The 1,187-nt window shown below is 39.2% G+C and carries 1 protein-coding gene; it reads right to left on the bottom strand.

The features are described from left to right. Positions 1–12: 12 nt before the first annotated feature. A protein-coding gene (locus PR809_RS20050) for an IS3 family transposase (protein WP_241098833.1) occupies positions 13–1,121 on the bottom strand; the annotation gives its coding sequence in 2 pieces (ribosomal slippage) (positions 13–869 and positions 869–1,121; 1,110 coding nt in all). Between the last annotated feature and the right edge of the window lie 66 nt (positions 1,122–1,187).

Below are 1,187 nucleotides of genomic sequence, written 5' to 3'. Positions count from 1 at the left end.
GTCCACTCCCCATTAATTGAGACACATTAAATTAGAGTTTTCTAACTGTTTACGATAGGCCTCCGGTGGGAGGTGATTTAAACTTTCGTGAGTTCGATTTTGGTTATAATCTTGTAGCCAAAACCATGCCAATTCTCGAACTTGGCTTAACGATTCAAATAAATACGCATTTAAAAATTCACGACGGAACGAACCATTAAAACGTTCGATAAATCCGTTTTGTTGTGGTTTTCCTGGTTGAATATGGCACAGCAAAATTTGGTTATCTTCACAATAATTCAATAAGTTAACTGAAATGAGTTCAGGTCCATTATCGACTCGGATCTGTTTTGGCAATCCTCTTTCGGCTTTTAAACGTTCAAGCACCCTGATAACACGTTCAGCCGGTAATGACGTATCAACCTCAATCGCCAAGCATTCTCGCGTTCCTTCATCAATAATATTGAGAGTTCTGAAGCGCTTACCGCAATATAAACTATCGTGCATAAAATCCAATGCCCATTGAATATTCGGGACTTTTTCAATTACTAATGGTCTTTTTTCACGCTTCGGAAGCACTTTTTTAACCCGTCGTTTCAGATTCAATCCTAATCGACAATAAACACGATAAACTCGTTTATGATTAAAAGGATAACCTTGAAATCTCAGTCGGAAATAGCACTTCCAGAATCCCGATTGTGGCGATTTCGCTAACACAGATTGTATGGCATCGATGACGATTCTATCTTTCTCGCGCCAATTTTGAGTCTTTCGATAAAACGAAGCGCGAGGTAGCGATGTTAGTTTACACGCTCTAATGACTGATAAACCCGCGGCCTTTAATGACTGAGCACAGGATTTCTTTTCAGCCACTACCAACCCTTTTTTGCGAAAAGCTCCTTCATCGCGTGGTTTTCAAGGCTAACTTCCGCAAAGAGCTTTTTTAGTTTCGCGTTTTCATCTTCAAGCTCTTTTAATCGTTTAACATCATTAGCTTCCATGCCACCATACTTTGATTTCCAGTTATAGTAAGTCGCGTTGCTGATCCCATTTTGGCGGCAAATATCTTCCACTTTCATGCCAGAATCAGCGAGTTTTAAAATATTAACGATTTGAGTTTCAGTAAAACGGGCTTTTTTCATTATGACCTCTGCAAATTTTAGGGCAGAAAATCTAATTATAGCTGTCTTATTTTAGGGGAAGTGGAC

It is taken from the genome of Providencia sp. PROV201 (assembly GCF_028479545.1).
Classification (GTDB): Bacteria; Pseudomonadota; Gammaproteobacteria; order Enterobacterales; family Enterobacteriaceae; genus Providencia; species Providencia huaxiensis.
This window is presented reverse-complemented; position numbering and strand designations above follow the sequence as displayed.